This is a genomic window from Actinomyces sp. oral taxon 448 str. F0400, from assembly GCF_000220835.1.
Classification (GTDB): domain Bacteria; phylum Actinomycetota; class Actinomycetes; order Actinomycetales; family Actinomycetaceae; genus Actinomyces.
Window position 1 is genome coordinate 183,942 of the sequence record NZ_GL985606.1, and the last position, 25,194, is coordinate 209,135.

Below are 25,194 nucleotides of genomic sequence, written 5' to 3' on the forward strand. Positions count from 1 at the left end.
GACCCGCGCCCGCCCGGGGCCGGCCGGGCCCCGCGCCAGGGCGGCGGCCGACCTGACGGCGGGCGCCTACGCCTGGCTCATCGTGTCCTCGCCGCGTGCACTCGACCACGTCGACCTGACCGGCCTGCCCGCGACCACTGGCCTGGCGGTCGTCGGCGAGGCCACGGCCCGCCGTGTCACTCGCGCCCTCGGACGCCGGGCGGACCTCGTGGGCGCCGGATCCTCGGCGGCGCTCATCGACCTCGAGCCCCTGTCGGCCGGTCCGGCGCCGGGGGCCACCGGGGCGGCGCGGAGAATCCTGCTGCCGGGCTCCGCTCTGCGCGGAACCACTCTCATCGATGGGCTAACCGCGGCGGGCTGGGCGGTGGACGAGGTGCCGGCCTACACGATGGAGCCGGTGGCCCTCTCCGATCTGCCCGGCGGCTTCGTCGGACGCTGGTCGACGGGGGCCTTCGACGCCGTCGTGCTGACGGCCGGCTCGTCCAGCCGGGCGCTGGCCGGGCTCGCCGGGACGCCGCCGTCCTCCACGCGGGTGGCGGCTCTGGGGCGCCCGACGGCGGCCGCGGCCGGCGAGGCGGGGTTCGTCGTCGATGTCGTGGCCTCCTCCCCGACTCCGCCCGGCGTGCGCGCCGCCGTCGTCGACGCCCTGTCCTCCCGTCCCCGCCGCACCCCTTTCTCAGCACGAGAGGATGAGCCCCATGAGTAAGCAGACCGAGTCGACCGAGCAGCCCCGCCTCTTCAGCCGTGCGGGCCGGCCCGGCGCCACTGTCGGCGCCCTGCCGGAGGCCTCCGACCCGACCACGTCCCCGGCTGCCGACCTCCTGGTCGGCCGGGGCGTCCCGGTGCCCGCGGCTCCGGTGGTGCGACCCCGGCGCCTGCGCCGCACTCCGGCCCTGCGCGATCTGGTGGCGCAGACGCGCGTGGCCCCCGCCCAGCTCATCGCGCCGGTCTTCGTGCGCGAGGGCATCAGCGGACCGGTACCGATCGGCGCCATGCCCGGCGTCGTCCAGCACACCCTGGACTCGCTGCGCCGGGAGGCTGCGGCCTGCGCCGACGCCGGCGTGGGGGCCATCGACCTGTTCGGGGTGCCGGTGGCGCGCGATGAGGTCGGCTCGCGCGCCTGGGCGGCCGACGGCATCCTCAACCGAGGAATCGCCGCGGTGCGCGAGGAGGTGGGCGACGCGCTCGTCGTGTGCGCGGACACGTGCCTGGATGAGTTCACCTCCCACGGGCACTGCGGACTGGTGCGGCCGGAGGGGGCGGGCGGCGCCGACTCGGGCCGCTCCGACCCGCGTGCGGGGGAGGTCGACAACGACTCGACCCTGGCCCTCTACCAGGCCATGGCGGTCTCCCAGGCGGAGGCGGGGGCGCACATGGTCTCGCCCTCGGGGATGATGGACGGGCAGGTCGCGGCGATCCGCGCCGCCCTGGACGCCACCGGGCACGATGACGTCGCCATTCTCGCCTATTCCGCCAAGTACGCGTCGGCCTACTTCGGCCCCTTCCGCGAGGCGGTGGGCTCCACCCTCACGGGCGACCGGCGCGCCTACCAGCAGGACCCGGCCAACCGGCGCGAGGGCCTGCGCGAGGCGATGCTCGACGTCGAGCAGGGGGCGGATATGGTCATGGTCAAGCCCGCCGGGCCGTACCTGGACGTGCTGGCCGACGTCGCGGCCGCGAGTCCAGTGCCGGTGGCCGCCTACCAGGTGTCCGGGGAGTACGCGATGGTGGAGGCGGCCGCCGCCAACGGGTGGATCGACCGCGACCGCGTCATGAGGGAGTCGGTGCTCGGGATCGTGCGGGCCGGCGCGGACTGCGTGCTCACCTACTGGGCGCGTGAGCTCGCCGAGGAGCTCGGACGCTAGCGCTTCGACGCCGGCCGTTCAGAACCCGCCATACCACACGATCCGGCCGGGCCTTTTTCGGGCCGGCCGGCGGGCGCAGCCCCATGATCTCGACATCGGCCGGACGGGAGCCGGCCGCCAGGGCCCGGCGGACGCCCTCTGCCAGGCGCTCGGCGAGCATCTGCGAGGTCAGGACTCGGCGCCCTCCAGGGCCGACCTGCTCGGCCCGGTCCGCCATCTCGGCGGTGCCCTCGATGCGCCGGAGCTCGCCGGGGCCCTGCCGGTCGCAGGGTCCGCGATGATGTCGCCGACGGTGAAGATTCCGAACTGCAGCCGCACCGCGTGCAGCTCGCCCGCCGCGCTCCGCAGGGCCGAGGCGACGTAGAGTCGCCCCGGACGACCCGCGCCCACCCGCCCGCAGCGCCGACCGGCGGTCACACGGTGAGCGTCACTCGCGTCCCGCACCCGCCTCGACCGTTTTCCGGAGGACACCATGACGAGCCCTGCCTCAGCGCGCCCGACCTCCCCCGCCCGCGGCATCGACGACCGCGCCACCAACGCCGGCCTCTTCGAGGCAGCCCGCGCCGTCATTCCCGGCGGCGTCGACTCCCCCGTGCGAGCCTTCGGGTCGGTGGGAGGGGCACCGGTCTTCATCGAGAGCGCTCACGGCGCCCGCGTCAGGGGCGCCGAGGGGCGCGACTACGTCGACCTGGTGGGCTCGTGGGGGCCGGCCCTGCTCGGCCACGCCCACCCCGACGTCGTCGAGGCGGTGCGCCGGGCGGCCGGCCGCGGGCTGTCCTTCGGGGCGCCCACCACCGCGGAGACCGAGCTGGCCGAGGCGGTGCGCGCCCGCGTACCCGCCGTCGAACGGGTGCGCTTCGTGTCCACCGGCACGGAGGCGACCATGACGGCGGTGCGTCTGGCTCGTGGGGCGACGGGTCGCGACCTGGTGGTGAAGTTCGCCGGCTGCTATCACGGGCACTCCGACGGGCTGCTGTCGGCGGCGGGCTCGGGCGTGGCCACCGGCGGCCTGCCGGGGTCGGCCGGGGTGCCGAAGACGGTGGCCGAGCAGACGGTCGTCCTGCCCTACAACGACGTATCCGCCCTGGAGGAGTGCTTCGCGGCCCGGGGCGATGAGATCGCGGCGGTCATCACGGAGCCGGCGCCGGCGAATATGGGCATCGTGCCGCCCGCGCCGGGCTTCAACGCGTCGATCCGCGAGGTGAGCGCGGCTCATGGCGCCCTCATGATCGCCGACGAGGTCCTCACCGGCTTCCGCGTGGGCCCGGCCGGGTTCTGGGGCCTGGAGGCCCTGGACGGCTGGTCGACGGCGCTGGACGATGGCGGGTCCGCCGCAGCCGCATCACCGTCCTGGCCCGGAGCCGACTGGCGCGGGAGGGCCGCCTGGGTGCCGGACCTGCTGACCTTCGGCAAGGTGGTGGGCGGCGGGATGCCGCTGGCGGCCCTGGGCGGGCGGGCCGATGTCATGGAGCTGCTGGCGCCGGCCGGGCCCGTCTACCAGGCGGGGACGCTGAGCGGGAACCCGCTGGCCACCGCGGCGGGGATCGCGACGCTCGCCCTGGCCGACGACGTCGTGTACGCGACGGTCGCCGCCCGCGCTCGGGAGATCGGCGAGGTGATCGGGGAGGCGCTGGACGCCGAGGGCGTGGCGCACCGGGTGCAGCGTTCGGGGTCGCTGTTCTCGATCATGTTCGGTCCGGAGGCGGCCGAGCGGGGCGTGTGCGACTACGACGGGGCCCGCGCTCAGGAGGCGTGGCGCTTCGGCCCGTTCTTCCACGCGTTCCTCGACGCCGGGGTGGCGCTGCCGCCGAGCGTCTTCGAGGCGTGGTTCGTCTCGTCGGCCCACGGCGACGCCGAGCTGGAGCTCATCGCGCAGGCGGCACCGGCGGCGGCGAGGGCCGCGGCGGCGGCTGAGCGTCCGGCCTGACGGCCCCGGGCCCGACGGACGGGTGACGAGGCCTTCGGAACGTGGAGCCGCCCGGCTCTGCCCCCCGGGTCCGGCGTCCGTCCCGCGGCGAGTTCGCCGTGACGGGTCCCATGGGTCCGGTTCATCGGTTACGGTAAGACGCGTCCCACAACGATCGCTCCTTACTCGGTCGGTGCGCCCACAACAGTCCGTGCGCGCCGGCGGATGCGAGGTTCTCATGACCCTGTCAGCAGTACCGGACTCATCCAACCTGCGGATGTGCTACGCCACCCGGGCCATCAGGGCCGCCGACGATGGCGCCGCCGCAAGCGTGCCCGCCGGCAGCCATTGATAACGGTGCTCGCGCGACGCGGCGACGGCCCGTGCCGAGCGACCGCGAAGAAGGACGAGGTCGCGTATTGGGATCTGTATGACCTCACGACCGATGGTCTTGAGGGGCAGACCGCGGATGCGGAGGCCAAGGCCCGTCGCATCCTCGCCGACGATCTGTCGGTGGCAGCAGCCGTGGTCTGCCCAGCGATGATAAACGGAAATACCGACACGTACAAGAAGATCTACGACCACCAAGTCAACGACTGGTGGACGTCCCTGAGCGAGGATGAGCAGAATGACATTATCGCGAACAATCCTGACTGGATCGACAACCTGAATGGCGTCTCCCTGGCCGCCCGCAGCGAGGCCAATAAGAACCGGCTGGACGCCATGAAGGCGGAGATCGACAGGCAGGTGAAGGACTTCGAGCCGAAGACGGAACTCCAGTGGACGGGCCGTAACTTTGAATATAAGAATACGTCGGGGTACGAGGCGATGCTCCAGAGGCAGAAGGGCATCGACTCACTGCGCGACACATTCAGTTACTCGGAGAACCCCGACAAGGAAAGAATCCATTCGCTCCTGGTACTGGACAACTCCGGCGACCATCTCCGGGCGGCCGTCGGCACAGGCGATATCGATGCCGCGGACCACGTCCTCGTCTACACCCCCGGTATGACCACCACCGTCGCAGGCGGTCTGGTTACGGGAGGAAAAGAGTTCGGTGCGAAGGTTGACGAAGCCGAGAGAATCATGTCGGAGACCGGCATGCCGGACCACGACGACAAGAATACTGAGCAGGTCGAAGAGACTGCGGCGGGTGTGACCTGGCTGGGCTACGATGCCCCCGGTTGGGATGAGACGCTGACGGGTTCGGACGGGACCGTTCTCAGTGACCATGAGGCTCAGAGCGCCGCCCCGGACCTCGCCGGTTTCTACGACGGCATCCAGGCGACGCACACGGGGGATCCGCATCTGGTCGCTGCCGGCCACTCCTACGGTTCCACCGTGACGGGTTATGCGTCACAGGAGTCGGATGCTCCCGATGACATTGTGGTATGGGGCTCCCCCGGTGCTTCCACGGTGGACGCCTCTGATCTTAATACGGTGCCCGATCGCATGTACTCGGCGTCCGCCACCGATGATTTCGTAGCGGGATACGGCAGATACGGGGGGAATCCGACCACCGATCCGGAATCGGACTTCACCCCATTGGACACCAGGGGACACTACGAAGACGGTTTGCAGGCCTCCGCAGGCCATTCCCTCTACACCAAAGCCGGTACAACATCTCTGCACAATCTCGGTAATATTCTCGCCGATAACGAGCCCGACTACCCCGCCCCCGAAGACTAGCCCTTATGAATGAAGAGATCCAAGACGCGAACAGCACAACGGATCCCAGCGATTCCTGCGCTATTCGCCACGACCGGAAGAAGCATGCCCGCACGTGGATGCCCGTGGCCGCGAAAGTTCTGCTCGTGATCGTATTCGTATACGGTACCGCATCGTGCCTGGTGCTCGGACTCAATCTCAATACGGACACCTCGGAGTCCACGAGGTCCGACGCCCCCGTCTCGGACGTCCCCATCACGCAGGCGCGAGCCGAGACTCTCGGCCTCCTGCTGTCCGTCTACGACGCCCTCGACACCCGCGCCGATATCGGCCCCTGGATACCGCCCGCACCAGGCGCACGCGACGCCGTACGCCAGGCAGACCAGGAAGAATCATTTGACGAGCACTCCTCCTGCCCCGAAGGAACAGTCAGCGAACGATACAGGCTGGCTACCACGCCAGTCACAAAGCAGAAGCTCACCTCCAGCCATGCCTACACCCTCATTGATGACCTTGCCGAACCATACGGATTCCCCCGTAGCGGCAACGGACACACCCGCTCCACCGACGGGGCCTCTGTGAGCGCCGGCCTCTCCTTCAACGAAGACTCGTTCGTCGTCTCGATCACCACGGGATGCCATCCCGGAACCGCTTTCCAGGACTGGCCCGCCGGCACCGAAGCCGTCCCCGACTACCTGCGCACCACCGGCCACGCCGATGCGCAGGACACCACCGACTACCCCGACAAGGACACCTGGCCCGCCCAGACCCCCGCCACACCCATCCCCCCTCACCCACCGCCCCGGAGCAGCCCGCCCCCACGGCGACCAGCACACCATAACCGACCCCGCCGAACCCGCGGCAGACCCGACGACCCGCACCAGGAGGAGGGCATGACGAACTCCAGAACGAAGTCCAGTCCCGTCGCCCGCACGGGCTGGATCATCCTGACCGTCATAACACTCATCCTGTATCTGGGCTTCGTGGCCCCCCTCCTGACCTACCTGGCCTACAAGGACGGCGGCACCCACACTCGTAGCCTGACTGATGAATCCCGCGCTTATACCGGAAAGGTCAGCAACACGCCCTTGACCCGAGCCCGCGCGGATACCATCGACCTCCAACTCAGCCTCTATGACGCCCTGACCCCGCTCGGCGTCGGCGAATGGACCCCGCCACCCGCCGACGCGCCCGTCTACCAGGCCTACCGAGACACATGGCAAAGATGCCCGCGCGGCAGAGAGGCCGAGATCTACGACCTCGCCTCAGCAGGACACTTCACCGACCGCGACGCCGCCATGGCGGCCATCACCCCCATCGCCGAAGCCGCCGGCTTCACCACCCCGCCCGACGACCAGACCAACCAGCCCGGAGCCACCTTCTACCGCACCACCGACAACGCCTCCATATCCCTAAGACTAGGAGTGACCACCTCCATCATCGTGACCACCGGCTGCCACAAAGGCCACGCCTTCACGAACTGGACCGACGGCACCGAAGCCGTCCCCGACAACCTGCGCACCACCGGCCACGCCCCCAGCCCCGATGAGGAGAACGGACACTGGACCAACTGACACCCCCGGCCGACCACGAGCGAGACGCCAACCGGCCGGCCGCCTCGGCGGACCACTGCCCGCGCGCCGCGCGCATCATCCCCGGGACGGTCAGGGCCGAACCAGGGACGTCACCGATATCGCCCCACCTCTCGAACGTCGCACACTCATCACATGACGCAGCACTACCCTTCCGATCCGTACCTGTCCGAACGCACTGAGACCTGGCGCTCCACGCTCCCGCGCCGCTCGTGCCGTCGACTGATCGCCGGCGTGTGCGGCGGTCTGGCCGAGCACTGGGGTGTGAGCCCCGCCCTCGTCCGCCTGGGCTGCCTCGCCCTGGCCCTGCTGCCGGGGCCCATGTGGGTCGTCTACGTCATCGCCTGGATCCTCATGCCCGATGCCGACGAGCTCCTGCCGCCCTGTCCCGATCGCGCGCAGTAGCGCAGCCGACAGTAAGGAACCGGGCGGGCGCACCGTGCTCAGCCGTCATGCCCCATGACGAGCGCGGGCTCGCCCGGCGCCTCCACCTCCGCCCGGGGCGCCGGGTCGAGGCGCAGACGCACCCGGATGCGCCGCCACCCGCCTCCGACGGCGTCGTACTCCAGGTGCCGGTTGTCCAGGACGATGCGCTCGGTGCGCGCGTGAACGAGCCAGGGGTGGCGGCGCCGCATCCCGATGAGGTCCTGGTGCCACCGGTAGAGCCACCCGCCGAGCGGTGAGAGATCCGCCGGGGTCGAAGGCAGCTCGGGACGCACCTGATCGTCGCCGCCGACCCGCTCGGTCTTCACTCCGCGGAACGCCTGCTCGTCACCGTAGTAGATGGCGGGGACCCCGCCGACCGTCAACAGGATCGTGGCCGCGAGCGCGGCCTTGGCGTCGCCGACCCTGCTGGCGATGCGAGTGACATCGTGGTTGCCGATGAAGGTCAAGGGCGTGAAGGAGTCGAGGAAGCCGTTGTGGCGGTTCAGGCACCAATCGAGCTCGAAGAAGTTCTCATCGAGCAGCGATCCCCAGACGGCCTTCCACAGCTCGTACTGGGTGAGCGAATCCATGGTGGAGCGTTCGATGATGCCGGCGTAGTCCCCGTGGATAACCTCCCCGAGGAACCAGGCGTCGGGATACTCGCTGCGCACGCGCGGCAGAACCCGCGCCCAGAAAGCGGGCGGGACGGCGTAGGCCGCATCAAGCCTCCAGGCGGAGGCGCCCCGCTCCAGCCAGTGGGTGAGCACGGAGACGGCGAGGTCGGCGACCTCGTCACTGTCGTGGTTGAGCACCGCGAGCCCGTCGTGCCCTTCGAAAACGGCATACCCGGGCACGGACCCGGTAGCCTGCGCGGCCCCGCCGGCTCCAGCAGCACCGGTCGCATCGTCGAAGTGGAACAGGCGCCGCTCGCGTCCTCCGGCGGCGGCGGCCCGGAACAGCGGGTGCTCGGTGCCGACGTGGTTGAGGACGCCGTCGAGCATGAGCGCCACGCCGCGGTCACGGCAGGCTTCGGCGAGGCGGTCGAAGGCCGTGTCGTCGCCGAGCCGGGGGTCGATGCGGAAGTGGTCAATGGTGTCGTACCCGTGGGTGCTCGAGGCGAAGACGGGTCCGAGTGCCAGGCCGTTGGCGCCCAGCTCGACCAGGTAGTCGAGCCAGTCGGCGAGGCGGTCGAGGCAGGGGTCGGCGCTGGCGGTTGCCGGAGCCGGGTCGGCCGCGGGAGTCCGGGCCTGCGCAGCGGCGTGGTCGAGCGGTGCGGTCGTTGGAGTCGGTGCGGGCGCCCGGCTCGCCGGCGCCGGGGACTGCGTCCGCCCCGTCTGCTCCACCGGCCGGATCGGCGCTCCGGTCGCCCCCAGGGGGTAGACGTGCCACCAGATGCTGTGCTCCACCCAGGTCGGAAGAGCTCCATCCGCTATTCCACTAATCTCACTAGTCATAGTTAGTGAGTGTACTCACTAACAGGGTAGACTGTCACCATGCCCCCCAGATCGGATCGCCGCCCGCGGCTGCGCATGGATCCCGATGAACGCCGTCGGCTCATTCTGGACGTCGCGCGGCGGGAGTTCGCGGCCCGCCCCTACGAGGAGGTGTCTCTGTCGGCGATCGCGCGCGCAGCCCGAGCCTCCGAGGCGCTCGTCCACAAGTACTTCTCCACCAAGGGGCGGCTCTACGGCCAGATACTCTCCCTGGACGCCGCCGACCTGGCAGAGCGCACCCGACTCGCCGCCGAGACCTTGACCGACGACGCCACCGTCCGCGACCACGTGCGCACCTCGGTCGGCGTCTACCTCGACTTCATCGCCGAACGCGCCCCCGGCTGGGCCGAGTACCAGATGCTCGCCGGCTACGAGCCGAGCGAGGCCGCCGAAGTCCGCAGGCGCGCCCGCGAGGCGTCGGTCGAGGCGCTGCGCCGCCTGCTCGCCCGGACCGGCGGTGCCGACCGGGCCACGGGGCCCGACGGGTCGGGCGGACGCGACGGCGCCGGCGGGGCCGACGACTCGCGGACCTCCTTCGCCCTGTGGGGCTACCTGGGTTTCCTGGAGACCGTCTGCCTGCAGTGGGTCTCCCAGGGCTGCCCCGCGAGCGCCAGACCCGCGCTGACCGACGCCGCCGTCGGCTGCCTGGAGGGGGCTCTCGGCGCGGAGGCGTCGGCGCACGGCTCGGGCGGCCCCGGCCGGCGGGGTGTCGCAACCGGTTCCGCCAACGCAGGGCCTCAACCGCTGACGGCGGCCAGCGCCTCCTCGTAGGCCGCGACGTCGACATCGGCAAAGGCGCAGATGACGATGCGCAGTTCGGAACCGGGGTGCTCGCCGAGCCACCGGCCGATGACCGACAGGACGAGCGAGGCGGCTTCCTCCTTGGGGTAGCCGAAGACACCCGTGGACACCGAGCACAGGGCGACCGAGTCCAGGCCCGCCTCCGCGGCGGCATCGAGCACGCAGCGATAGGAGCTCGCCAGGAGCTCCCGCTCGCGCTCGGTGACTCCGCCATCAACGACGGGGCCGACCGTGTGGATGACATGCTCGGCCGGCAGGTGATACCCGTCGGTGAGCAGCGCGCGACCGGTCGGCTCGGGCTCGCCGCCGCGGGCGTCCATGTGGGCGGCGCACTCGGCGCGCAGCCCCGGCCCCGCCACCGCGTGGATGACGTTGTCGACGCAGGTGTGGCCGGGCACTCGGCAGCCGAGCATCTCGGTGTTGGCGGCGTTGACGATCGCTCCGGCGCGCAGCGTCGTCAGGTCACCCTTCCACAGGGCGACTCGCTCGCCCACCGGCCCGTCGACGTCGTGCGTGAGAGACAGGGTCGGCAGGGCGGACGCATCGGGGGCGCCGGCCTCGAGGACGCGCTGAGCGGCTTCGGCCGCGAGCATCTCGTCGAGGTCGGCGCGGATGTCGTCGTCGGGAATGGGGCGGGGCGGGCGGATGGTGAGCAGACCGTCGAGCAGGCGGCGCAGCTCGACGGCCGGCAGCTCGGCGAGCGCGGCAGGCGGCGGAAACGCGGCGACGTCGCCCGCCTGGACGGCCTCGGTTGCGAAATGCTGCGCGAGGCGAGTCAGGCGAGCGACGTCGGCGTATGCGGTATGCGGCATGGACCCAGGCTATCGGGGGCCGGCGGGCGGCGCCCCGGGCCGACCCCGGCGCGGGGCGCCGGCCAGCCTCATGGTGCCGCCGGGGCTCAGATGCTGTAGTTCTGAGCGGAGAGGAACCAGCTCTGCTGCTCCAGCCGCTGGGTGTAGTCCTCGAGGATGCTGGAGGAGGACGGGTCGGCCTCGTCAACGGCATCGTGAATGTCACGCAGGGTCGTGGTGACGGCGTTGATGGCGGCGACGATGTAGTCCACGGCATCAGAGGTGATGACGCTGCCCTCCGGGGCCACGGGGACGGACGTCTCCTCGGCGACGGTGGCCGGGCGGGCGTCGGGGTAGGCGTTGATGGCGCGCATGCGCTCGGCAAGCTCATCCGAACCCTCGCGGGCGATGTCGACGACCTCATCGAGGTTGAGGTGGAGGTCGCGGAAGTTCGGACCCACGAGGTTCCAGTGGATCTGCTTGCCGACCAGGCTCAGAGCAGTGATGTCGACCAGAGCGCGCTGGAGGTCAGAGCGCAGCTCGGCCGAGGCGGTGAAAGCAGGGGCAACAGGAGGATTCTTGACAGTCTTAGCGCTCATGGACGTTACCTTACAATCATCGTGACTCGATGGCTAGACCCTATCGTCCGTGTGGTGAAGACGACGGCGCTCAGGCCTGCTGGCCGGCCTGCTCCTCGGCGATCTGCTTCTTCAGCTCATCCATGTCCAGCTCGCGGACCTGGTCGATGAGGGAATCCAGCGCCTTGGCCGGCAGTGCACCGGCCTCGCGGTAGAGCATGACGTTGTCGCGGAAGACCATGAGCGTGGGGATCGAGGAGATGCCCAGCGCCCCGGCGAGGTCCTTCTCGGCGTCGGTGTCGACCTTGGCGAAAGTGATGTCGGGGTTGGCCTCGGAGGCCTTCTCGTAGATCGGGCCGAAGTTCTTGCACGGACCGCACCAGGTGGCCCAGAAGTCGACGAAAGTGATGCCGTCGCCGTGGACGGTGTCCTTGAACTCCGGACCGGTGATGTTGACGGTGGACATGCGGGCTCCCTTCGGACGTCGTGTACTGGCATGGCTTCAGGTGCCGGCAGGGGCAACAGGAGGTGGCTCCGGGGTATTCCGAGACCGCCCCAACCGAATCCGCACCGCCGCTGGGCGCCATCGCTCCTCCAGCACGTCGCCATACTGACCGGCTACCTGGGCCCCTGAGGCGACCAGCACGGTTGCGACCCGGCGAGGGGCGGCGGTCGCACCGGCGTCGACAACGCGATGCCACTGACCTTTCACCCTCCTTGTCACCCGTCATCTCTACGTCATACTTGCGGGACACCTACCAGTGCAGGAGCCAGGATAGAGACCCCATGAGTCCTCAGCCATCCATCCTCGCTAACCCGCTGACCAACCGCGGCACCGCCTTCACCCATGAGCAGCGCCGCGAGCTCGGCCTCATCGGCCGCTTCCCCTCCGTCGTCGAGACCCTTGACCAGCAAGCAGGCGGCGCGCACCTACCGCCAGCTGTGCGACTTCGGGTGGGACATGGACAAGTACGTCTTCCTCGACCAGCTCCACGATCGCAACGAGACCCTCTACTACCGGGTCCTGACCGGCCACCTCGCCGAGCTGCTGCCCGTCGTCTACGACCCCACCGTGGGCGAGGCCATCAAGCTCTGGAGCCGGGAGTACCGCCGCTCGCGCGCCGTCTACCTGTCGGTGGACCGCATCGAGGATGTGCGTCCCTCCCTGGAGGGCCTGGGTCTGGGGCCCGATGACGTCGACCTGCTCGTGGTCTCCGACGCCGAGGAGATCCTGGGCAACCGGCATGCACGGGTGCGCGGTCAGCGCTACGACGCCCTCGTCGAGGAGTACCTGTCGGCGACCGCCGAACTCTTCCCCCGCGCGCTGCTCCACTTCGAGGACTTCGGGCCGTCCAACGCCCGCCGCATCCTGCAGGCCAACCGGGAGAAGTACGGCATCTTCAACGATCTTCAATGACGACATGCAGGGCACCGGTATGGCCGACCAGATCCACGCCGGCATGGTCCGCGACGGGCTGAGCCCCGAGGAAGCGCGCTCCCGCATCTGGCTCATCGACCGGGCGGGCCTGGTCACCGACGACATGGAGGGCCTGCCCGACTACCAGCAGGCCTACGCGCGGCCGGTCTCCGAGGTGGCGAACTGGACGCGCGAGCACGGAGCCGTCGGCCTGTTCGAGACGGTGCGCCGGGCGCGCCCGACGATTCTCATCGGCACCTCCAGCGACCACGGCGCCTTCGTCCGGCGGATCGTCGAGGCGATGAGCGAGGGCGTCGAGCGGCCCATCGTCCTGCCGCTGTCCAACCCGACCGAGCGGATCGAGGCCATGCCGGCTGACGTCATCGCCTGGTCGAAGGGCCGAGCGCTGGTGGCCACGGGCATCCCGATCAGCCCCTTCGACTACGACGGCACTCGGTTCATCATCGGGCAGGGCAATAACTCGCTGCTGTACCCGGGCCTGGGACTCGGCGTCATCGTCTCCGGTGCGAGCCGGGTCACCGATGGGATGCTGCTCGCCGCGGCTCGAGCGGTCGCGGACCAGGCGGACCCGACGGCGCCCGGCGCGGCCCTGCTGCCCCCGGTGGAGAACCTGCGCGCCTCCTCGGCGACGGTCGCCGTCGCGGTCGCCCGCCAGGCGCAGGCCGACGGCGTGGCGACGGCCGACTACGACAACCTCATCCAGGCGGTGCAGGACGCCATGTGGGAGCCCGCCTACCCCGAGGTCGACGAGGCCTGAGTCCTCCTCGGCGGTGAGGACGCCCCCTCACCGGGCTCGGGGCGTCCAGGCAGGAGCAGGAGAACCAGCATGACCATCCGCGGCATCGACCACGTCGGGGTCACCGTGTCCAGCATCGAACAGGCCACAGAGTTCTTCGTGCGGGCCCTCGGCGCCCAGGTCCTCTACGACACCCTTCCCCGCGAGGACGGGTCCCGCGGCGGTGAGGCAACGGATCAGCGGCTCGGCGTCCCCGGCGGCACCGACGAGATCGCCATCCGTATGCTGCGGCTGCCCTGCGGCCCGGGCCTGGAGCTCTTCGAGTTCACCGGGCCGCGTCAGCGGGACGCCGCGATCCCGAGTGACATCGAGTGGCAGCACGTGGCCGTCTACGCCGACGACCTCGACGCCGCCGCCGCGCAGGTCGTGGAGGCCGGAGGCTCCCTCTTAGCCGAGCCACGGCCACTGCCCTCGGTGGAGGCCGGCGAGCGCAACCGCTTCGTCTACGCGCGCACGCCGTGGGGCAGCACGCTGGAGATCATCAGCTACCCGGACGAGCAGCCCTACAACGCGGGACACGGAGCTGCGCCGCTGGCGGCCCTGAGCCGTCCTTGGGTAGGGCGACCCGATGGGATCCGGATGTCCGATCTCAAGGTCAGGATGTCCCGATCTCGGCGGCGAAGGGACGGACACGGCAACGGGGTGACAACGCCGTGCGTCGGGACCCTGCACTCCGCCCGGACCGCTCGAGTGGTCACCATACGAAGAGCCCGACCATCCCCGCTGAGAGCAGCGAGACGAGGACGCCCGAGAGCATCATCCGCCACACGTTGCGCGCCACGATGAGATTCCGCTCCTCGTCCACCAGCCCCTTGAAGCATCCGACGACCATTCCTGCAGTCGAGAAGTTGGCGAAGGAGGTGAGGAAGACCGTGAGAACGGCCTGGTAGTGGTCGGCGAGCCCACCGATAGAGCTCGTAACCTGACCCATGACGACGAACTCGTTCGTGACGAGCTTGAGCCCCATGAGCTGGGACATATCGTAGGCCGTGGACGGCTCGAGCCCGAGGAGCCAGGCGAGCGGGAAGAGGGCCACTCCGAGGATGGCCTCGAGGCTGAGCCCCGGGGAGACGAGCGCGAGGAGTCGGTCGATGAGCGCGGCCAGTGCGACGAAGGCGATGACGTTGGCCAGGACGATGAGGATGACCTTGCCGGCCTCCAGCACCGAGTCACCCAGGAACGAGAAGAAGGGCTCGCGCTCGGGAGCATCGGGACGCCGCGTGACGAGCCGACGGCGCAGGGGGAGAGCCTCGTACCGGGCGACGGCCTCGGCATCGACCTCGTGACCGCCGCCGTCCGCCCCTCCGACGGTCACGATCGTGTCCTCCTCCTCGCTCACCGGGACGGGGTAGAGGATGCTCGCCACCAGGAGGGCGTTGATGCAGTTGAGCGGGATCGCGGTGAGGACGAACTCACCGGGAACGAGCTGGACGTAAGCGCCCACGAGCGCCGCTGACACGCAGCTCATGCTCATGATCGCGACGGTTGCGTTCCTCCGCGCACTGATCGCCTGGAGCTGGGCCTTGGAGATGGCGAGCGCCTCGGTGTTCCCGAGGAACATCATCTCGACCGCGAAGAACGACTCGAAGCGGGGTTGCCTGGTCACGGCGCTCAGTCCGCGTCCGACCCACTTGATGATCCACGGCATGAGACCGATGTAGCTGAGAATGTCGAACAGCGGCACGATGAGGAGGATCGGGAGCAGCGCACTCGTCACGAAGTTGACAGGTTCGGGATCCACCCCCGTTGCACCGACCCAGTTCCAAAGGCGAAGCTCACGCCCTGGAAGGCCGTGTCGACGAGCCAGCGGAATCCCTGGGCCGCGGCTCTCACCGCGGCCCTACCGGCGGTGAAGCTGGTGAGGAGCCACGCGATGATGAGGCTGGTCATGACCATGAGCGCGACGGGGCGCCAGTGGATCCGGTGCCGGTCGGAGGAAAAGAGCCAGGCGAGACTGATGAAGACGAGGATGCCGACGGCATCGATGACGACGTACATGGTGACGGACCTCCTTGTGCGTGGGGGATGAGGGGAGCGAGTGAAGGAACCGGGAGCGACCGGGCGGCGGGCGAGCGGCTCCGGACAGCGCACTGCCCCGGGTCCCCGCTCACTGACGCGGGGACCGACCTGTCAAGGAGCTGCTTCGCCCCTACTCACGCGTGGCTCGTGCAGCGCACGAGCCACGCGCTCACCGCTGCCGGGACTCCCAGCTCTCGATGATCTCCTGGCTGGTGAGAACCCGACCGATGCCCCTGCGGACGGTCTGGAGGGCCGAGTTGTGCGCCCACGGGTTGTCACTCGCGCACAGGTCGGATCCCATGACGACGTGGTACCCCCGGTCGAAGGCGGCACGGGCCGTGGCCTCGCAGCAGAAGTTCGTCAGGGTGCCGGCGATGATGACGGTGTCTCGCCGCAAGGCCCTCAACCGGTAGTCGAGGTCCGTCTGCCAGAACGCGTCGTAGGTGTGCTTGGTACCGATGAGGACGTCTCCGTCCTCCCAGAGCTCCGGGATGATCTCCAGTCCCTCGGCGTCCTCAGCGAGGTTGCCCTCGGCGATCGGCTTCGTCATCTTGAGGGCGTCGGTCGGAGAGGGGTCGAGGAACTGGGCCGACGTGAAGACCACGGGGATCCCGAGCGCCCTTGCCGCGGTCGCCGTGCGCGCGAGGGTCGGCACCATCCGCTCGGCCTGCGGCACCCACTGGGGACTGGTTTGCCTCACGAACCCGACCTGCATGTCGACGATGACGAGCGCGCTGGCCTCGGCGAGCACGTCGAAGGCGTCGGACCTGGCGAGCTCGTAGTCGGCCATGGCGGCGAGCACTGAGGCGCGCTCAGAGCTCGGCCCGTCCTCGATGAGGTCCTCCGCGGAGAGGTTGTTGACCTTGAGGTACCACTCGAGCGTGGCGTCGTCCGTGTACTGCATCTCTGTTCCTTTCTCGTCCTGGAGTGCTACTGCTCGACGCGGGACACGGTGGTGACCCAGGTGAGGATGAGGTCCCGCAGCGACCGGCTCAGGTCGTCGCCGTACAGGTGCGGCTTCGCGAGTCGCCGCAGCTCCGCGGTGTCCTCATCGCTCAGCGCGATGGTGATCGACTGCTTGACGACCGGCGCGTGCGGGAAGGCGGGCACGTAGTCGGGATCGGCGCTCAACGGGGCCGGCTCGATGGTGTAGGGGTGCGGCAGGAGTCCGTACGGGTGGTCCCGCACGACGGACGCCTCGGCGGCCTCGCGGTCAGCCTCCGTGCCCTTGAGGACCTCGACGTGGAGGTCGCGCAGTTCGAAGTTGCTCGTCACCCCCATGTCGTCGCCGCAGACGTTGACCACGGCGAGGACGTCCATGAGCGCGTAGAACTCGATGTAGTCATCCGAGCCGGCGTAGTTCGGCTGGATGACCGGCTCGCCGGTCTCGTCCTGATCGACGTACATGAACAGGTTGAGCGACTCGTGGACGGCGTAGGGCGGGATGCCGAACTCGCGCTGCGCCTCGATCTGGATCTGCTGGCAGTTCGTGTGCTGGCGCTGCCCGAAGAGCCTCCAGTACAGGAGCGCAGAGCAGTATGGGACGAGGGTGTCCGTCTGACCCGTGTCGCGCAGGATCGCCAGCATCGGGCGCTCCCACGGCGCCCGGGACCACACCAGGTCCCCGTCTCGCGGGCTCTTCCCGTGGAGGCTCCGAGTCCGACCGAGGTGCATGTTCTCGTGCCAGTTGTCCAGGGCGTAGACGTTGAAGTCCGCGCACTGCCCGCCCTCGATCTGCTCGACCCGCAGGAGTGAGCCGGCACGGACCACGACTGCCTTGCCCGTCCCGGGCTTGATGGTGTGCTCCTCCAGGACGCGGCGCTCGGACTGGGACGGCACCTCCCGACCGGGCCGGTGGTACACGGGGTGGGGGCCTGCGGGCGTCGCCTCCGCGATGGCGCGGGCGGCGAGCGCGTCCCGGGACGCCAGGTCGTGCGCCTGGACGTGCGCGTCGATGAGTGCGAGCTGCTGGTTGTTGACGGAGATGTCGAAGGTGTTCATTGGTTGCTCCATTGCATGTGGTGGTTGTGTCGACATTGGCGCGGTGTGCGCTTCAGGGCCCTGGTCCGGGTCGGCGCTGGCGCCCTTCAGCTAAACCCGGCCTGGTTGGCCCCCAGCGTCGCGACCGCAGCTGCCCCGGCCGCGCAGCCGGACGTCACGGCGGCGACGAGACCGTCCCCGAGGGCGAGCCGGGCGGCGAGCGCTCCGGTGAAGGCGTCACCGGCCCCGGTGGTGTCGATGACGCGCTCGGGGGTCGGCGAGGGCACCGACTGGACGCCCGCCCCATCGACGACGACAGCGCCGTCGGGACCGAGCGTGATGACGACGGCGTGGTGCGTGAGCGCGTGGAGGGCCGCGGCGCGTGCGCCGGGGTCGTCCGAGTCCGAGCCCGCACCGAGGCGACCCGCGAGCGACATCGCCTCGCCCTCGTTGAGCACGAGCGGGTCCGCGGCCAGGATGGTCCGGTCCGCGACGTCGACCACGGGCGCGAGGTTGAGGATGAAGCGCGTGTCGTGGTCGAGGCTCCATCGTGCAGCCGCATCGACGGCTGACGGGTGGAGCTCGCCCTGGGCGAGGACCGCGTCGGCGCCCTCGAGACGCGCGAAGGCGGTTGCCAGTGCATCCGCCCCGACGTGTCGGTTGGCCCCGGCGATGACGACGATGGAGTTCTCCCCGTGACCGTCCACCGTGATGTGGGCTGTGCCCGACGGGACGCCCTCCGCCACCGCCATACGGCTCGTGTCGACGCCGGCGCGAGCCATCGCGGCGCGGGCCCGGTCCCCGGCGTCGTCGTCACCGACGGCACCGACGAAGACGGTCCGGACGGCACTCTCCCGGGCCGCCGCCAGCGCCTGGTTCGCGCCCTTGCCTCCGAGCCCCACGTGGCTGTCCACAGCGATCGTCGTCTCCCCCGGCGCCGGGTGGCGGTCGACGACCGCCACCCGGTCGAGGTTCAGCGAGCCGACCACCACCAGCATCGCTCCTGATTCTGGCATCGTGACATCACCCGATCTCGTGATCGCTCAGCGCCGAGGCCTCAGCGGTACATCGCCAGCGTATCGGTGAGCAGGTCGAAGAAACCGTCGACGTCCATGTCGACCGCGACGTCGCAGTTGGGCTCGGCTCCGCGGATGATGCCCTCCTCGCCGTAGATCCCCTTGCCCTCGTGCCCGACGTAGCGGTAGTCGCAGACGGTCATGCCGCGGGTGAGGGTTCCGTTCAGCTCGATCTGCACGTTCATCGGCTGCATAGTGAACAGCTCGGGCTTGATGAAGATCGCCGCGGCGAGCGGGTCGTGGATCGAGGCGCCCTCCAGCCCGTAAACCTTGTGGAGGGACGAGCGGTAGAACTCGACCAGGTCGGCGACAGTGCGGGCGAAGGGGGTGCCGATCGCGCGGATCCTGTCGAGCCGCTCCACGGTGGCGGAGGCCATCTGGGTCACGTTGAGCCCGAACATCTTGAGCGGAACGCCAGACCGGAACACGACGTCAGCCGCCTCGGGGTCGACGTAGATGTTGAACTCAGCGGCCGCCGTCGAGCCGCCGTAGGTCATGGACCCGCCCATGAGCGAGATGCCCTTGATCCGCTCAGTGAGGGTCGGGTCCTTGATCAGGGCCGCCGCGATGTTCGTCAACGGCCCGGTGGGGATGAGCCAGAGGTCGTCGTACTGTGGCTCGCCTCGATGATGAAGTCGACGGCGTGGAGCGGCGAGAGCGGCACCGTCGGGTCCGGGAGGTCGACGCCGTCGAGGCCGCTCTGCCCGTGGATCTCGGGCGCGTAGCGAGGGAGGTTGACGAGCGGGCGCGGGAGGCCCTTCGCGATGGGCAGGTCGGTGAGACCGGCGAGCTCGACCGCCTTACGGGCGTTGATGGTGGTCTTCTCGAGCGACTGGTTGCCGCTGACGGTCGTGAAGCCCACGACGTCGAGGTGCTTGGCCGCCAGGAAGATCGTCAGCATGTCGTCATGACCGGGGTCACCGTCGAGCAGGTAGTGCATGGCAAGAGCTCCTTTGTTCTCGTCGGCATTCGTATGCCGTAAGACGGCATTACCAGGTTCATCGGTTATGGTCAAGGGCGTGTCCGGAGTTCCGAGAAGACCCACAGGTGCTGATGTCGCACGTCTCGCCGGCGTGAACCAGGCATCCGTGTCCCGCGTGTTCGCGGGCAAGGCGAGCGGGCGCGTCTCCCCCGAGGTCGAGCAGCGCATCCGCCAGGCAGCGGCCCAGCTGCGGTACGAGCCTCACGTCTCCGGCCAGTTCCTGCGCTCAGGCCGTTCATCCGTCCTCGGGCTGGTCGTCACCGACTTCGAAAACCCGTTCTTCGGGGCCGTGAGCCGCGGCGCCCAGAGCGCCGCCGCCTCCCACGGGCACTCCCTGATGCTCATGGAGGCCGCCTACGAAGGGGACGCCTTCATTCCCTTCCGCGCCCTGGACGCCGGGCTGGTCAGCGGGCTCCTCCTCTACTCGATCTCGCCCCCGCCCGACACGGGCGACCGAGCGCCACGAGTCACCCTCATCGAGTCCCGCCTTCCCGGCTTCCGCTCGGCCGCCTTCAACGTGTCGGCGAGCTTCCGAGACCTGGCATCGGCGCTGGCCGTCAAGGCGCGGCGGGTCGCGTACGTCGACGCCGATCTGCAGCGGTGGGCCTTCCAGCACCGTCGGAGCGAGCTCTTCGCGGCGTTGGAGGAGAGCGCACCACGGACCGAGGTGCAGGTGATCGAGGCACCCCTGCGCATCGACGTCGCCGCTCGCACCATCGCTGGCGCCCTGGGGAGCGGTCCGGCTCCGGACGTGATCGTGTGCGCCGATGACGTGCTCACCGCTGGCGCCTACCACGCGCTGCCCGCCGTCGGCCTGCGCTCCGAGCACGACATCGACGTCTTCACCTTCGGTGGAACCGTGGTCGGTCACGCTCTGCTGCCGCAGCCCCGGGGCGTACGGGCCTCTGGCGCCTCGCTCGGCTCGGCCGCCATCGAGCTCCATCTCGATCAGAACCCCACGACCACCGAGGTTGACGTCCCGACCCAGGCGGTCCTCGACGGTCCTTGCTGAGTTCCCGACTGAGCCGCCGACAAGTTGGCGTGCGGGGAGCCGAGCGCACGGAGCGCGTCGACCGACGCAGTTCGCGCGAAAGGGTTGCAGAGACGCGACGACGGCGGGGCGTGAGCCAGGGGAACCCGGCTCCCGCCCCGCCGTCGTACGTGGTCGGAGGCGCGCCTCAGCGGGCGGCGACGATCTCCTTCGCGACGAGCTCGCCGAGCTGGTGGCCGCCGAGATCCGGGGGGTGCCCCTATGTGGTGTGTCAAGCGGCTGCGGGTAGGTGTGCTGATGGTTGTGGATCGTAGAGGGCTCCATCCCGGATCATGGCGTGCAGGGTCAGGATGCGGCGGTGGGCCAGGGCGAGGACGGCCTGGTTGTGACGCTTTGCCTGATCTCGTTTGCGCTGGTAGTAGGCCCGGCTGACGGGGTCGGAGCGCAGGGAGGCGAAGGCGGACAGGAACACGGCGCGCGTGAGCCGCTTGTTGCCGGCGTGGGTGACATGCTCGCCGCGGATCGATGAGCCCGATCTCCTGGTCACCGGTGCCAGGCCGGGGTAGGAGACCAGGTGGGCGCCGGTGCCTGGAGGTCTTGCCCAGGGTCTCGGCCAGGAAGACGGCGGCGGCCGGGACCCCGATCCCGGGCATGGAGGTCAGGACCTGGTAAAGATGGAGGTCAGGACCTGGTAAAGAGGGTGGGCCTGCACCAGGGTCTCGACCTGGGCGGCGACATCGGCCCGCAGGGAGTGCAGAGCGATGAGCTGCCTGGCCAGGTGAGGCAGCACCGTTGCGGCGGCGTCGGTGCCGGCGACCACCACGGTCTGGCGTTCCAGGGTCGAGACGATCTGGGCGGCCCAGATGGCGTGACGCCTACACCCGTGCTTCGTGAGCCTGGCGTCAATCCTTGTCTTACCCGCGCGCTTCAGCTCGGCCGGGGTGGGCTAGGCGGCGATGACCTCCAGGACGGCGTCGTGCTCCAACCACGGCCCCACCACCGCCTCCAGGGCGGGGTGGATCTGGGTGTACAGACCCCGGATCCGGTTAGCGGTCTGGTACCTGGCGGGCCAGGTCCAGGTCGAAACCAGTCAGCATGCTCAGTGCTGCGGCGTCCTCGTCCGAGGTGCTGATGGCGCACAGGGTGTGAGGCATGGTCCTGGCAGCGCTGGCGATGACGGCGGCGTCCTTCGCGTCGGTCTTGGCGCTGCCCGGTGTCAGGTCCGCGATGCGGCGCATCGACAGTCCCGGCAGGTAGCCCACGGTGATGCCCATGTCCTGGGCCACCACCACCGCCAGGGCCCCGATGGTGGCGGGCTGATCGACCACCACCAGCACCTGCCCCTTTGCCTGTAGGCGCTGGTAGACCTCGCGCAGCCGGTCCTCGTCGTTGGGCAGGGCCTTGTCGAGGGCCTTCCGCCCGTCTCGAATCAGGGCCGTGGCCCAGTGCTCGCTCTTACCGACGTCAATGCCGATGAAGACCTCGATGTCCTCGATATCCATCCCTGTGCCGCCTCTCGCTCAAGTGGGTCAGGGCCAGCCGGTGGACGACCGGCCCCGCACCCACGCCTGCGTTAGACCTCTGCCGTTGGCGGGTCGTTCCCCTTATCAGCGGTCACCAGCGCCCGGCTGCCGCGGGTGACAACACCCCCCCGGATCATCTACGGACAGGGGCAAGACACCCGTGCCCACAGTAGCTGGCCCAGCCCCGGATCACCCGGGGCCACCAACAAGGTAACGGGCGCGGGGCTGACGCCCTCTCTCTCCGCCTGCCGCCCCCTCGGACACGAGGAGCCGTTTTCCGGGTGGTTCTGGCAGGGCCTCCCAGACCCGGGTGTGATAATGTCATCATCGTGATCCGAGCTCATTGGAGTTGACAGAAGGGATGCGGACCGGTGGGGCGCAGCGCGAGATCAACGAGAATTCCACGGATACCGGGCGCGAGCTCCACGACGGGAGCGTTGAGCGTTGAGCGTTGACTGAGTTGACTGATGAGAATGCTGGCACCAGCCGGAGGACGCTTCTCGTCGCAGCAGTATTCACGTCAGTCGGTCTCGCCGCGGGGTGCGCAAGCCGGAGCGGGGGCGACGCTGGCGGCGACCCGGGTCGTGGCTCGGCCTCGGAAGGCGCGGCCGGCGCATTGGGCTCCGCCGGCTCCCAGGAGGCGCCCGCCCCCCAGGCGGCGATCCAGGTGACGATCGACGGGACCAGTTATTCCGCTCGTCTTAACGGGACCCAGGCCGCGGAGTCCCTGAAGCCGTTGCTGCCCTTGACCCTCTCCTTCCGCGACTTCTCCGCCGGCTTCGAGGAGAAGATCGCCGACCTGAACCAGCCTCTGGCCTATGACCAGATGCCCGCCGGCGATGACCCGGCGCCCGGGACATCGCCTACTGGTCTCCCGGCCAACGGATCGTCCTCTACTGGGGGAATGTCGCCCGTTACGACGGCATCCACGTCATCGGGTCCTTCGACTCGGGCAGCGCCGTCGAGGCCATCCGGGCACTGACTCCGAGCAGCAGTGTCACGATCTCAGCCAGCGGCGCCCCGTCCAGTTAGAAGACGATCGACCGGCGCGCGCAGCCCGATCCCCCGACGAAGAAAAAGGGAACGATGAAACGACGCACCATCCTGACCGCAGGTTCACTCGCCGCCGCCGTCTCTCCGGGGGCCACGCAGTCCATGGGCACGCAGCAGACCTACACCGTCACCACCGAGCAGCTGGGCTTCGAGAGCGCCGGCAACCACATCTACGGCGAGATCAAGCGCCCCAACACCCAGGGCCCCGCGGTCGCCATCATGAGTCACGGTTTCGGCGGCAACCACGCCCAGGAGTCCCATTCCCATATGCAGGACCTGCTGGCCCAGCACGGCGTCGTCGTCTACAGCTACGACTTCGCTGGCGGCAGCGGCTTCGAGCCCGGTCAGAGCGAGGGCAGCATGACCGACATGTCCGTCATGACCGAGGTGCAGAATCTCCGTGATGCCCTCACCCTGGTCCAGGGGCTCGACTACGTGGACGCCAACCGCACCTACCTCATCGGCGCCAGCCAGGGCGGCGTCGTCACCACCCTCGTGGCCGACGAGAACCCCACCGGTGTTCGGGGGATCGCACTGCTCTACCCGGCCCTCTCGCTCTTCGACGACGCCCATGAGCGCTTCCCCAACAGGGAGGACATCACCGACACCACTGACCTCATGGGGCTGACCGTGGGGCGCAAGTACTTCGAGGACATCTACGACGTCAACATCTACGACCACATGTCATTCGGCGGTGAGGTTCTCATCTTCCACGGAACCGCCGACGACATTGTGCCCATCTCCTACTCGCAGCGCGCGTCAACCACCTTCGCCCACGCCGACCTGACCACTCTAGACGGTGAGGGACACGGATTCACCGAGCCAGCTCAGGAGACCGTCGCCGATGGGATCCTGAGCATAATCGACGAGTAACACGTCCTTTCCCCAGTCCAGCCCGGCAGAGTATGCGATCCGGCCGCGCGCCGTCCGGACCGCCGCCCTGCTCCTGGACTCGGGGCAGTCCACCCACGACGCCATCGCCGCCGTCGAACGACTCAATGGTCTCCTGGGCACCCGCTTCACGCTGCTGCCCGCCTGGTCCCAGGTCGCGCTCGCCGACGCGGACGGGCCCGTCGCAGCGGTCAGGCCCATCCATCCGGTGACAGTGCATATGGGGCGCGCGACCCTCATCCAGCATCGTCTGAGCACCGCCGACCGCCTGACCCTCGACGAGCTGGAGGACCTGCTGGAGCAGGCGCGGGCCCGACCCGCCAGTCCGACCTGGCCTCTTCGCCCTGGCGGCGGGCCTCGGCGCGAGCCTGTTGGCCCTCATCTTCGGGGCGCACCACCCGCCGTCGGTCGCCCTCGTCTTCGCCGCGGCGGGGGCGGGCGGGCGCGCGCTGGCGGGGCGGGCGACGGCGATCACCCAGACCTTCGCCGCGGCCCTCATCGGCGGCCTGGTCGGCGCGCTCGCCGTCCGCCTCGGCTGGACCGGCACGGCCAGGCTCGTGGCCGTGCGCCCGGGGATGGTGCTCGTGCCCGGCCCCCAGGTCCTCAACGGCGCCATCGAGATCGCCGAGCGCCGCCACGACATGGGCCTGGCGCGGCTGGCGGACGCGGCGCTGACGATCCTGGCCATCAGCGCGGGCGTCGTGGGGGGCCTGCTCATCGGCGGCACCGGCCTGCCGCTGACCGCGACGACCAGCGCGATCCCGCTGTGGCTCGACGCCCTCGCCGCCGCCGTCCTCGCCATGTGCTACCCGGTGTACTTCTCCATGCCGATCGGGGCCTTCGGCTGGGCGTTCCTGGCCGGCGGCCTCGCGCACGCGGCGCACTGGGTCTCGCTGACGTGGTGGCACTGGAACGCGCCCGCCGCCTCCCTGCTGGCCTGCCTGGTGGCGGGCGGCCTGCTCACACCGGTGTGCCGCTCGCGGCACATCCCCTTCGCGGGGGCGGGCTTCGCCGCGGTCGTGGCCCTCGTGCCCGGCGTGTACCTGTTCCGCACCGCCGCGGGGACGCTGAGCCTGCTGTCTGAGGCGCACGCGGAGGCGGCATTGGCGGCGACGGCGAGCGACCTGGCCACCGCCGTGCTCATCGTGCTGGCGATGGCGGTCGGGCTGGTGGTGCCCTACCGGGTGTGGGCCCGCCTCGCTCGATAGGGCGTTCCGCGCGTCGGGTCCCCGTGGCCTTCCGGAGGGGACATCCTGCGCAGCCGGGTGCGAACCGCTCCGGCCGGAGACATCCCGCGTGTGCGGGTGCAGGATTCCGGTTCCCGT

At 69.8% G+C, this 25,194-nt stretch carries 22 protein-coding genes and 3 pseudogenes; 14 read left to right on the top strand and 11 right to left on the bottom strand.

From position 1 onward, the window contains the following. The 6 genes from HMPREF9062_RS00855 to HMPREF9062_RS00885 all read left to right on the top strand — a co-directional run. Window positions 1-706, top strand: a 706-nt coding sequence (locus HMPREF9062_RS00855; RefSeq protein ID WP_009409712.1) for a uroporphyrinogen-III synthase, incomplete at its 5' end; no start/stop codon positions are given. Beyond that, on the top strand, window positions 699-1,865 hold the full coding sequence (gene hemB, locus HMPREF9062_RS00860) for a porphobilinogen synthase (protein ID WP_156789923.1): 1,167 nt from the start codon (window positions 699-701) through the stop codon (window positions 1,863-1,865). The genes HMPREF9062_RS00855 and hemB, both read left to right, overlap by 8 nt. 472 nt (window positions 1,866-2,337) lie before the next feature. Further along, on the top strand, window positions 2,338-3,792 hold the full coding sequence (hemL, locus tag HMPREF9062_RS00870; RefSeq protein WP_009409715.1) for a glutamate-1-semialdehyde 2,1-aminomutase: 1,455 nt from the start codon (window positions 2,338-2,340) through the stop codon (window positions 3,790-3,792). 258 nt (window positions 3,793-4,050) lie between these two features. Continuing rightward, window positions 4,051-5,460, top strand: a complete 1,410-nt coding sequence (locus tag HMPREF9062_RS00875; protein WP_172634814.1) for an alpha/beta hydrolase — start codon at window positions 4,051-4,053, stop codon at window positions 5,458-5,460. 125 nt (window positions 5,461-5,585) lie between these two features. Then, the gene (locus tag HMPREF9062_RS00880) at window positions 5,586-7,013 is read left to right on the top strand and encodes a hypothetical protein (protein ID WP_156789924.1); all 1,428 of its coding nucleotides are present in this window, start codon (window positions 5,586-5,588) and stop codon (window positions 7,011-7,013) included. Window positions 7,014-7,166: 153 nt separating this feature from the next. Then, window positions 7,167-7,436: a PspC domain-containing protein gene (locus HMPREF9062_RS00885; RefSeq protein ID WP_009409717.1), complete on the top strand. Its 270-nt coding sequence runs from the start codon at window positions 7,167-7,169 to the stop codon at window positions 7,434-7,436. 38 nt (window positions 7,437-7,474) lie between these two features. Here HMPREF9062_RS00885 and HMPREF9062_RS00890 read toward each other — a convergent pair whose 3' ends face one another. After that, window positions 7,475-8,911, bottom strand: coding sequence for an alpha-amylase family protein (locus tag HMPREF9062_RS00890; protein WP_034253446.1), 1,437 nt, complete (start codon window positions 8,909-8,911; stop codon window positions 7,475-7,477). Window positions 8,912-8,950: 39 nt separating this feature from the next. On the opposite strand from HMPREF9062_RS00890, the gene HMPREF9062_RS00895 reads away from it, so the two are divergent. Then, complete coding sequence (locus HMPREF9062_RS00895) at window positions 8,951-9,721, top strand: TetR/AcrR family transcriptional regulator (RefSeq protein ID WP_083819985.1); 771 nt, start codon at window positions 8,951-8,953, stop codon at window positions 9,719-9,721. Here HMPREF9062_RS00895 and HMPREF9062_RS00900 read toward each other — a convergent pair. The 3 genes from HMPREF9062_RS00900 to trxA form a co-directional block, all read right to left on the bottom strand. Then, on the bottom strand, window positions 9,688-10,563 hold the full coding sequence (locus HMPREF9062_RS00900) for a macro domain-containing protein (RefSeq protein WP_009409720.1): 876 nt from the start codon (window positions 10,561-10,563) through the stop codon (window positions 9,688-9,690). The genes HMPREF9062_RS00895 and HMPREF9062_RS00900 overlap by 34 nt on opposite strands. 86 nt (window positions 10,564-10,649) lie before the next feature. Next, window positions 10,650-11,141 carry a Dps family protein gene (locus HMPREF9062_RS00905; RefSeq protein WP_009409721.1) on the bottom strand — a complete coding sequence of 164 codons (492 nt, stop codon included), beginning with the start codon at window positions 11,139-11,141 and terminating at the stop codon, window positions 10,650-10,652. Window positions 11,142-11,211: 70 nt separating this feature from the next. Continuing rightward, complete coding sequence (trxA, locus tag HMPREF9062_RS00910) at window positions 11,212-11,586, bottom strand: thioredoxin (RefSeq protein ID WP_009409722.1); 375 nt, start codon at window positions 11,584-11,586, stop codon at window positions 11,212-11,214. Window positions 11,587-12,024: 438 nt separating this feature from the next. Between trxA and HMPREF9062_RS13355 the strand changes: the two genes are divergently transcribed. The 3 genes from HMPREF9062_RS13355 to HMPREF9062_RS00920 all read left to right on the top strand — a co-directional run bounded on the left by HMPREF9062_RS13355 (window position 12,025) and on the right by HMPREF9062_RS00920 (window position 14,140). After that, a complete protein-coding gene (locus HMPREF9062_RS13355; protein WP_253270624.1) occupies window positions 12,025-12,537 on the top strand; it encodes a hypothetical protein in 513 nt (170 codons plus the stop codon). A gap of 4 nt (window positions 12,538-12,541) precedes the next feature. Continuing rightward, window positions 12,542-13,315, top strand: a complete 774-nt coding sequence (locus HMPREF9062_RS13360; protein ID WP_009409724.1) for a malic enzyme-like NAD(P)-binding protein — start codon at window positions 12,542-12,544, stop codon at window positions 13,313-13,315. A gap of 69 nt (window positions 13,316-13,384) precedes the next feature. Then, complete coding sequence (locus tag HMPREF9062_RS00920) at window positions 13,385-14,140, top strand: VOC family protein (protein WP_009409725.1); 756 nt, start codon at window positions 13,385-13,387, stop codon at window positions 14,138-14,140. Here the strand turns inward: HMPREF9062_RS00920 and HMPREF9062_RS00925 are convergent. The 6 genes and pseudogenes from HMPREF9062_RS00925 to HMPREF9062_RS13370 all read right to left on the bottom strand — a co-directional run bounded on the left by HMPREF9062_RS00925 (window position 14,049) and on the right by HMPREF9062_RS13370 (window position 19,369). After that, window positions 14,049-15,095, bottom strand: a complete 1,047-nt coding sequence (locus tag HMPREF9062_RS00925; RefSeq protein ID WP_009409726.1) for a nucleoside transporter C-terminal domain-containing protein — start codon at window positions 15,093-15,095, stop codon at window positions 14,049-14,051. The genes HMPREF9062_RS00920 and HMPREF9062_RS00925 overlap by 92 nt on opposite strands. After that, entirely contained in the window at window positions 15,068-15,352 is a 285-nt protein-coding gene (locus tag HMPREF9062_RS13365) for a Na+ dependent nucleoside transporter N-terminal domain-containing protein (RefSeq protein ID WP_009409727.1), read from the bottom strand. The genes HMPREF9062_RS00925 and HMPREF9062_RS13365 overlap by 28 nt, the downstream gene beginning before the upstream one ends. Window positions 15,353-15,542: 190 nt before the next feature. Continuing rightward, the gene (locus tag HMPREF9062_RS00930; RefSeq protein WP_009409728.1) at window positions 15,543-16,277 is read right to left on the bottom strand and encodes a cysteine hydrolase family protein; all 735 of its coding nucleotides are present in this window, start codon (window positions 16,275-16,277) and stop codon (window positions 15,543-15,545) included. Between the two features lie 26 nt (window positions 16,278-16,303). Beyond that, entirely contained in the window at window positions 16,304-17,374 is a 1,071-nt protein-coding gene (locus tag HMPREF9062_RS00935; RefSeq protein WP_009409729.1) for a DUF1989 domain-containing protein, read from the bottom strand. A gap of 86 nt (window positions 17,375-17,460) precedes the next feature. Beyond that, window positions 17,461-18,369, bottom strand: coding sequence for a ribokinase (locus HMPREF9062_RS00940; protein WP_009409730.1), 909 nt, complete (start codon window positions 18,367-18,369; stop codon window positions 17,461-17,463). 41 nt (window positions 18,370-18,410) lie between these two features. Then, window positions 18,411-19,369, bottom strand: a pseudogene (locus tag HMPREF9062_RS13370) (nucleoside hydrolase). A 67-nt stretch (window positions 19,370-19,436) separates the two neighbouring features. On the opposite strand from HMPREF9062_RS13370, the gene HMPREF9062_RS00950 reads away from it, so the two are divergent. Continuing rightward, entirely contained in the window at window positions 19,437-20,423 is a 987-nt protein-coding gene (locus HMPREF9062_RS00950) for a LacI family DNA-binding transcriptional regulator (protein WP_009409733.1), read from the top strand. 250 nt (window positions 20,424-20,673) lie between these two features. Here the strand turns inward: HMPREF9062_RS00950 and HMPREF9062_RS12310 are convergent. Further along, window positions 20,674-21,904 (bottom strand): annotated as a pseudogene (locus tag HMPREF9062_RS12310) (IS110 family transposase). Window positions 21,905-22,592: 688 nt separating this feature from the next. Between HMPREF9062_RS12310 and HMPREF9062_RS12725 the strand changes: the two are divergent. The 3 genes and pseudogenes from HMPREF9062_RS12725 (at window position 22,593) to HMPREF9062_RS00975 (ending at window position 25,077) form a co-directional block, all read left to right on the top strand. Further along, window positions 22,593-22,957: pseudogene (locus HMPREF9062_RS12725) on the top strand (cyclophilin-like fold protein). Between the two features lie 54 nt (window positions 22,958-23,011). Beyond that, window positions 23,012-23,851, top strand: coding sequence for an alpha/beta hydrolase family protein (locus tag HMPREF9062_RS00970; protein WP_009409738.1), 840 nt, complete (start codon window positions 23,012-23,014; stop codon window positions 23,849-23,851). Window positions 23,852-24,240: 389 nt separating this feature from the next. After that, window positions 24,241-25,077 (top strand): threonine/serine exporter family protein, encoded by an 837-nt coding sequence (locus HMPREF9062_RS00975; RefSeq protein ID WP_009409739.1) that lies wholly within the window; start codon window positions 24,241-24,243, stop codon window positions 25,075-25,077. Window positions 25,078-25,194 lie beyond the last annotated feature (117 nt).